6 protein-coding genes are annotated in these 7916 nt (G+C 66.4%); 4 read left to right on the top strand and 2 right to left on the bottom strand.

Annotated features, from left to right (window positions below; translation table 11 throughout):
• Positions 1-425: 425 nt before the first annotated feature.
• A complete protein-coding gene (gene guaB, locus Q9S78_RS14265) occupies positions 426-1928 on the bottom strand; it encodes an IMP dehydrogenase (protein WP_018187253.1) in 1503 nt (500 codons plus the stop codon).
• Between the two features lie 229 nt (positions 1929-2157).
• On the opposite strand from guaB, the gene Q9S78_RS14260 reads away from it, so the two are divergent.
• From Q9S78_RS14260 to Q9S78_RS14245, 4 genes are read left to right on the top strand one after another with little or no spacing between them, the layout of a single operon-like run.
• Complete coding sequence (locus tag Q9S78_RS14260) at positions 2158-3477, top strand: branched-chain amino acid ABC transporter permease (RefSeq protein WP_311859621.1); 1320 nt, start codon at positions 2158-2160, stop codon at positions 3475-3477.
• Between the two features lie 6 nt (positions 3478-3483).
• A complete protein-coding gene (locus tag Q9S78_RS14255) occupies positions 3484-4464 on the top strand; it encodes a branched-chain amino acid ABC transporter permease (protein ID WP_018187255.1) in 981 nt (326 codons plus the stop codon).
• Positions 4454-5485 (top strand): ABC transporter ATP-binding protein, encoded by a 1032-nt coding sequence (locus Q9S78_RS14250; protein ID WP_311870856.1) that lies wholly within the window; start codon positions 4454-4456, stop codon positions 5483-5485. The genes Q9S78_RS14255 and Q9S78_RS14250 overlap by 11 nt, the downstream gene beginning before the upstream one ends.
• Positions 5482-6249 carry an ABC transporter ATP-binding protein gene (locus tag Q9S78_RS14245; RefSeq protein ID WP_311870854.1) on the top strand — a complete coding sequence of 256 codons (768 nt, stop codon included), beginning with the start codon at positions 5482-5484 and terminating at the stop codon, positions 6247-6249. The genes Q9S78_RS14250 and Q9S78_RS14245 overlap by 4 nt, the downstream gene beginning before the upstream one ends.
• A gap of 170 nt (positions 6250-6419) precedes the next feature.
• Here the strand turns inward: Q9S78_RS14245 and Q9S78_RS14240 are convergent, their stop codons facing one another.
• Entirely contained in the window at positions 6420-7778 is a 1359-nt protein-coding gene (locus Q9S78_RS14240) for an ABC transporter substrate-binding protein (RefSeq protein WP_020098690.1), read from the bottom strand.
• Positions 7779-7916: the final 138 nt, after the last annotated feature.

Genomic DNA, 7916 nt, shown 5'->3' with positions numbered 1-7916 from the left:
AAGGAATCTCACCTCAGCCGAAGCTGAAGTCGAGGTTATTTGGCATTTGACAAGTGCACGCTGTTGAGTTCTCAAGGATCGGATGCTCCCACACCACCCCGCAGGGCTTCGTAGTGAGGCAACTTCTCTACCTTAGGACGAGGCTCTGAAACCGTCAAACCCGACACGCCGATGATCTCGAGAGATCGTGGAGTTCGGATGACGGCAGAGAGCACGTCCCGATGACCCGTCCTAGACCTGAGGTCAGACCCAATCGCAGAGCGACAGTTTCTTCTTGGAGGGGGTGGTCCGCCAGCTTGAGGGGGCGGCGGGCTCTTCAGCCTCTCGCTCTTCCCTGTGGGGCGAACAAGTAATAAGTTACGCGGGGATCGGGGACTCGGCAAATCTGCCTCGCATCCCGGGCGTGTCGAGCCCCCGGATCCCTGTCAGCGCTTGTAATTCGGCGCTTCGACGACGATCTGCACGTCGTGCGGGTGGGACTCCTTGAGGCCCGCCGAGGTGATCCGAACGAATTTGCCCCGGGCCTTGAGCTCCTCCACGGTGCGGGCGCCGACGTAGAACATCGACTGCCGCAATCCCCCGACCAGCTGATAGGCGACGGCGGAGACCGGTCCGCGATACGCGACCTGTCCCTCGATGCCTTCGGGGATGAGCTTGTCGTCACTCGGGACGTCCGCCTGGAAGTAGCGGTCCTTCGAGTACGAGGTCTTCTTGCCGCGCGTCTGGAGCGCACCGAGGGATCCCATCCCCCGATACAGCTTGAACTGCTTGCCGCCCTGGAACACCACTTCACCCGGCGACTCATCCGTGCCGGCGAGGAGAGAGCCGAGCATGACGGTGTCGGCGCCGGCGACGAGCGCCTTCGCGATGTCACCGGAGTACTGGAGTCCGCCGTCCGCAATGATCGGGACGCCGGCTTCCCGCGCGGCGAGGGATGCCTCGTAGATCGCGGTGACCTGCGGGACGCCCACGCCGGCGACGACGCGGGTCGTGCAGATGGACCCCGGTCCGACGCCGACCTTGACGGCATCCACTCCCGCGTCGATGAGAGCCTGCGCACCCTCGCGGGTGGCGACGTTCCCTCCGATCACGTCGATGTGCGCGAACGACTCGTCCGCCTTGATGCGCTTCACCATGTCGATGACACCGGCCGACTGACCGTTGGCCGTGTCGACCACGATGACGTCGACCCCGGCATCCCGCAGCGCCTCTGCGCGCTCCCACGCGTCCCCGAAGAAGCCGATCGCGGCTCCCACACGGAGTCGTCCCTGGTCGTCCTTGGTGGCGAGCGGATACTTCTCGCTCTTGTCGAAGTCCTTGATGGTGATGAGGCCGGCGAGCTTGCCGTCGTCGTCGATGAGCGGGAGCTTCTCGACGCGATGATGCGCGAAGAGGGCGATCACCTCGTTGGCCCCGATTCCCACGTGCCCCGTGACGAGACCCTCGACGGTCATGACGTCGCGCACCTTGGTGGTCTGACGCTCGAAGCCCGAGACGAAACGCATGTCGCGGTTCGTGACGATGCCGACGAGCTTGCCGTCGTCGTCGATGACCGGGAGTCCCGAGATGCGGTACTGACCGCACAGGGTGTCGACCTCTTCGATGGTCGCGTCGGGAGTCGTCGTGATCGGGTCGGTGATCATCCCCGACTCGCTGCGCTTGACGCGATCGACCATCTTGGCCTGATCGGCGATGGAGAGGTTGCGATGGATGATGCCGATACCGCCCTCGCGTGCGATGGCGATCGCGAGGCGGGCCTCGGTGACGGTGTCCATCGCGGCGGACAGGAGCGGAGTCGCGACGGTGATGCGCCGCGTGACCCGGGAGGAGGTGTCGGCCTCGGACGGGATGACGTCCGTGTGGCCGGGCAGCAGGAGGACGTCGTCGTACGTCAGTCCCACGAATCCGAACGGGTCGTTGTGCTCCATGTGCTCTCCTGCGTCGATCGGCTTGTCTGAATTCTAAGGCGCACGAGCCTCGATTCATTCCCCGCGTGCGTCGCCCTTGATATAAGGAGCACGCGAGGTCGCGCGAAACGACGGAGTGTCGATGGTTGCGGCAGGGAAACACACCCGCAACAATCGCTGGATACGGTCGTGTGGCGCCGGGGGCACCCGTACCTCTGCGCGCTGGCCATGCTTCAACCAGGAGGTGTCGGTGACGACCACCCGCTCTGTGCGCGCCCACGATCGATGGCGACGCGCACTCGTAGCCCTTATCGCCGGAGTCTTCTCCGGCGCTCTGCTGTTCGGGCTGGCGAATCCCGCCGCCGCCGACACGAAGAGCCCGGAGACCTTCCCGTTCGCGGTGCAGGGCAACGTCCGTGTCGCCGGCGACCCCGTCGAAGGCGCGACGGTCGTCGTGACGGGCGGCGAGTACACCGGCGAGGCGAAGACGGCGGCCAACGGTTCCTGGCGCGTGCCGGTCCCGACGAAAGACGTCCCCTACACGGTCGAACTCGTGAAGGACTCGCTTCCGAGCGGGGTGGCCGCTCCGGAAGGGTTCGCGTTCACGCAGGAGGTGACGTTCGGCCCCACGAGCAACGTCACCCGTAACTTCACCCTCGGTGCAGCGGAGCGGACGACGACCTCGTTCCTCGACCAATTCCTGTCCCGAGCGGTCAACGGCCTCAACTTCGGACTGATGCTCGCCCTGGCGGCGATCGGCGCCTCGCTGGTGTTCGGCACCACGGGACTCTCGAACTTCGCGCACGGCGAGATGGTCACGTTCGGCGCACTCGCCGCGCTCTTCTTCTCCGTCGCGGTCAACATCCCGATCTGGGTCGCGATCCCCCTCGCGGTCGTCGCCTCGGCGCTCTTCGGCTACGGAATGGATGCCGGACTGTGGCGGCCGCTGCGCCGCAAGGGCATCGGCACCGTGCAGCTCATGATCGTCTCGATCGGCCTCTCGCTCGCGCTCCGCTACATCTTCCAGATGTTCATCGGCGGTGGCACGGTCAACCTGCCGGGCAGAGCGACGGCCAACATCCCCGGCCTCGGGCCCATCAGTCTGTCGGTCACCGACGTCGTCAGCATGGCCGTCTCGGTCGTCGTTATCATCGCGTTCGCCTTCTGGCTCATGAGGACCCGCATCGGACGGGCGACCCGTGCCGTATCCGACAACCCGTCGCTCGCCGCGGCGAGCGGCATCGATGTCGACGCCGTCGTCCGCATCGTGTGGGTGATGGCGGCCGCGCTGGCCGGACTCTCGGGTGTGCTCTGGGCCTACTTCCGTCCCGGCATCAAGTGGGACATGGGCACCAGCATCCTGCTGCTGGTCTTCGCCGCGATCACGCTGGGCGGTCTCGGCACCGCGTTCGGCGCGCTCGTCGGCTCGATCATCGTGGGTCTGCTCGTCGAGGTCTCGACGCTCTGGATCCCCTCCGACCTGAAGTACGTCGGCGCGCTCGTCGTGCTGATCGTCATCCTCCTGTTCCGTCCGCAGGGTCTCCTCGGACGCCGAGAGCGAATCGGATAACGGCTCATGGACTTCCTGCAGATCCTCAACAACACGGCGGCTCAGATCCTGTCGCCGGTCACACTCGGCTTCGTCCTCGCGGCCATCGGTCTCTCGGTGCACTTCGGTTTCGCCGGGCTGCTCAACATGGGTGTCGCCGGCTTCATGGCGATCGGCGCCTATGGCTTCGCCATTTCGACGCTCACCTTCGGCCTGCCGTGGCCCGTCGCGGCTCTCGTCGGCCTCGTCGGGGCAGTCCTCTTCTCGATCGTCATGGGCATCCCGACGCTGCGCCTCCGCGGTGACTATCTGGCCATCGTCACGATCGCCGCGGCGGAGGTGGTGCGCCTGCTGTTCCTGACGGCTACCTTCCGCGAGACGACGGGATCGGCCGACGGCCTGGTCGGTTTCCAGGCCGACTTCCGCGCCAGCAACCTGCTGCCCCCGGGACGCTACGGCTTCGGTCCGTGGACGTACCAGTCGGACCAGTGGTGGGTGATCATCATCGGCATCATCACGATCGCGATCGTCGTGACGTTGGTCTGGCTGTTGATGCGGAGCCCGTGGGGCCGCGTCATCCGCGGCATCCGTGAAGACGAGGACGCCGTCCGCTCGCTCGGCAAGAACGTCTTCGCGTTCAAGATGCAGGCGCTCATCGTCGGCGGCGTCATTATCGCCGCGGGCGGCATCGTGACCGCCCTCGGCACGAACGTCAACCCGAACGTCTACGTGACGTCCCAGACGTTCTACGTGTGGACCGCGCTGCTGCTCGGCGGCGCCGCCACGATCTTCGGCCCGGTGCTCGGCGCGGTGCTGTTCTGGGTCGTCCGCGCGTTCCTCTCGAATCTCCTGCCCGCGCTGTCCAAGATCGGCGTCCTGCCGTTCCTGACCTCCGAGCAGAGCCAGATGCTGGTGTTCGTCCTCGTGGGTGTCGCCCTCATGGTCCTGGTGATCTTCCGGCCACAGGGAATCCTCGGAAGCAAGAAGGAGCTGACCTTTGTCCGCTGACGTCGCCCCCCCCGCACCGCGTCCCAAGGCGACCGGCCTCCACAAGGGCGAGATCCGTCCGGGCGTGGAGAAGGTCGATCCGATCATCGTCGCCGACGGCGTGAAGCGCATCTTCGGCGGACTCACCGCCGTGGACGTCGACCACGTCGAGATCCCCCGGAACGCCATCACCGCCCTCATCGGACCGAACGGCGCCGGCAAGACCACGCTGTTCAACCTCCTGACCGGTTTCGACAAGCCGAACCAGGGTCAGTGGTCTTTCGACGGGACCAACCTCGCCGGGATCCCCGCCTTCAAGGCGGCTCGCATGGGCCAGGTCCGGACCTTCCAGCTGACGAAGTCCCTGGGGCTCCTGACCGTGCTCGAGAACATGAAGCTCGGCGCGCCCGGCCAGGGCGGCGAGAGCATCTGGCGCGGCATCCTCCCCTTCCTGTGGCGCAAGCAGGAGAACGAGATCGAGGAGAAGGCGCGTGGCCTGCTCGCGCGGTTCAAGCTCGACGCCAAGGAGAAGGACTTCGCCGCGTCGCTGTCGGGCGGCCAGCGGAAGCTCCTCGAGATGGCCCGCGCGCTGATGAGCGACCCGACCCTCGTCATGCTGGACGAGCCGATGGCCGGTGTGAACCCCGCACTGACGCAGTCACTGCTCGACCACATCCTCGACCTGAAGGACCTCGGCATGACCGTGCTCTTCGTCGAGCACGACATGCACATGGTCCGCCACATCGCCGACTGGGTCATCGTCATGGCCGAGGGCAAGGTCGTCGCCGAAGGTCCGCCCGACACCGTCATGAAGGAGCAGGCCGTCATCGACGCGTACCTCGGTGCGCATCAGGATGTCGACCTGGGCGTCGTGACGGGCCGTTACGCCGGTGAGCTCACCCCCGAGGCGGAAGAGCTCCTCGAGGCCCAGCACGAGCTGCAGGAGGCTGTCGAGGCGGATGCCACGACCCACGCGGCGGAAGATTCCTCGGCGCCAGGCACGCCCGCACACGCTGCGGACCGGACGGAGGACGACAAGTGAGCGACACCGCAGCATCCCCCGTCGGCGGCACCTCGACCGCGGCGACCGAGAACGTCGTCGAACTCCGGGACGTCCATGCCGGATACCTTCCGGGCGTCAACATCCTGAACGGCGCGAACCTGACCGCCGCGAAGGGCGAACTCATCGGCATCATCGGACCCAACGGCGCCGGTAAGTCGACCATGCTGAAGGCGATCTTCGGACAGGTGAAGATCCGCGCCGGAGCGGTCACGCTCAACGGCGAGGACATCACCGGCCTGCGCGCGAACAAGCTCGTCTCCAAGGGCGTCGGGTTCGTGCCGCAGACCAACAACGTCTTCCCCAGCCTGTCGATCGCCGAGAACCTGCAGATGGGCGCCTACCAGCGCCCGAAGGTCGTCGCGGAACGGATCGACTTCGTGACGTCGATCTTCCCCGACCTCTCCAAGCGTCTGCAGCAGCGTGCGGGGTCGCTCTCCGGCGGCGAGCGACAGATGGTCGCCATGGGTCGAGCCCTCATGATGGACCCCTACGTCCTGCTGCTCGACGAGCCGTCGGCCGGACTGTCGCCGTCGCGTCAGGACGAGGCGTTCCTGCGGGTCTCGGAGATCAACAAGGCCGGCGTCACTACGATCATGGTCGAGCAGAACGCACGTCGTTGCCTGCAGATCTGCGACCGCGGCTACGTCCTCGACCAGGGGCGAGACGCCTACACGGGCAGCGGGCGCGAGCTCCTGAACGACCCTAAGGTCATCGGCCTGTACCTGGGCACGCTCGGGACCTGACCGCTCCGCACAGCGACGCACCATGCCCCCGGCCTGCAGGCCGGGGGCATCGTCGTTCGCCCGGACGACGCGGATGCACCGGCGCCGATCTCGTATGATCGCCGCGCGCACGAGAGAGCGGCCCCGGTCCGAAGACCGGGGCCGCTCGAGTACGTCAGCGGCGGATCAGATCAGCCGAGGTTGAGGAACGAGTAGTTGTTGTCCTCGCCGTACTGGAAGATGCCGATCGTGGCGCCCTGGGGGTCGCCCACCTTGTCGAAGGTGATCGGACCGGAGACACCGTCGTAGTCGGCTACCTCACCGGCGTTGATGATGTCGGCGCACTCGGCGTAGCTCGTGCACTTCTTGCCGTCTCCGGTGCCACCGGAGACCTGCTGCAGGTGCGCGGCGACGTCGGGGCCTTCGGCCGATCCGGCTTCGAGGGCGGCCAGAGCGAGCAGGATGACCGCGTCGTACGACTCAGGACCGTACGTGAAGTCCTTCAGCTCGGACTTGCCGGTACCGGTCCAGTACGAGTTGAGGTCCTCGCGGAAGGTCGCGGTGCTGGTCGGGTCGACGGCCGGGTACGTGCCCTTGGCGCCTGTCAGGGTGCCGGCGTCGAACTCGTCACCGAAGTTGGCGAGGTTGCCGTCCACGAAGTACATCTTGTCCTTCGGGAAGTCGGCGGCCACCAGCTCGGGGATGATCGTCTTGACCTCTTCGAACGTGATCAGCGCGATCGCGTCGGGGTCGGCCGCGAGGACCGTCTCGACCTGCGACGAGAAGTTCGTGTCGCCCGTGTTGTACAGGGCGGCCGAGACGACGGAGCCGCCGGCATCTTCGAACGCGGCCTTCGCGAAGCACGCGAGACCGGTGCCGTACGAGTCGTTGAGGATGATCATGCCGACCGTCTCAGCGCCGTCACCGGCGATGAGGTTGCCGAGCACCTGGCCCTGCAGCACGTCGGAGGGGGCGGTACGCCAGTAGAGACCCTTGTCCTTGTAACCCGTGAAGGCGGCCGAGGTGTTGGCGGGCGAGAACTGGATCGCGTCGGCGGCGATGACCTGGTCGATGAACTGCAGCGACGTGCCGGACGAGGCGGCGCCGACGATCGCGGTGGCGCCGGCGTTCAGCAGACGCGGGATCTCGGTCTCGTACGCCTTGTTGTCGGTGTCACCCGAGTCACCCTGCTCGAGGTTGATCGTGACGCCCTTGTCGGCCTTGTTGACCTCGTCGGCGGCGAACTCGGTGCCGGCGATCTCGGGCGGGCCGAGGAAGGCGAGGTTGCCGGTGACGGGCAGGGCCGTGCCGATCGTGTACGTGAGGTCCTTCGCCGGACCCTTGGAGGTGGACGCGTACTCCGGCGTGTAGGACGCGGGCGCTGCCTTGTCGCAGTCCACCGGGAAGTCTGCTTCAGCAGCAGGGGCGGCGGCGCTCGAGCCGGCGGGTGCGGGTGAGCCGGAACAACCGGCCAGGACCAGTGCGCTCGCGCCGATCAGGGCGAATGCGCCCATGACCTTTGCCGTGCGCGATCGGGTGAGAACGCTCATTGTGCTCCTTGCTGTGGTGACACGAGTCGGATCGGGTCCGGCCCGGTGTGATCAACCTAGCGGGGAGGTCGTCTCGCGAGTGTTGCCGTTCGTTAACGATGTGTAACGAGGTGGGCACGCTCCCATAACGGTCGGGAA

This window comes from Microbacterium aquilitoris, assembly GCF_031932285.1.
GTDB lineage: Bacteria > Actinomycetota > Actinomycetes > Actinomycetales > Microbacteriaceae > Microbacterium > Microbacterium aquilitoris.
This window is presented reverse-complemented; position numbering and strand designations above follow the sequence as displayed.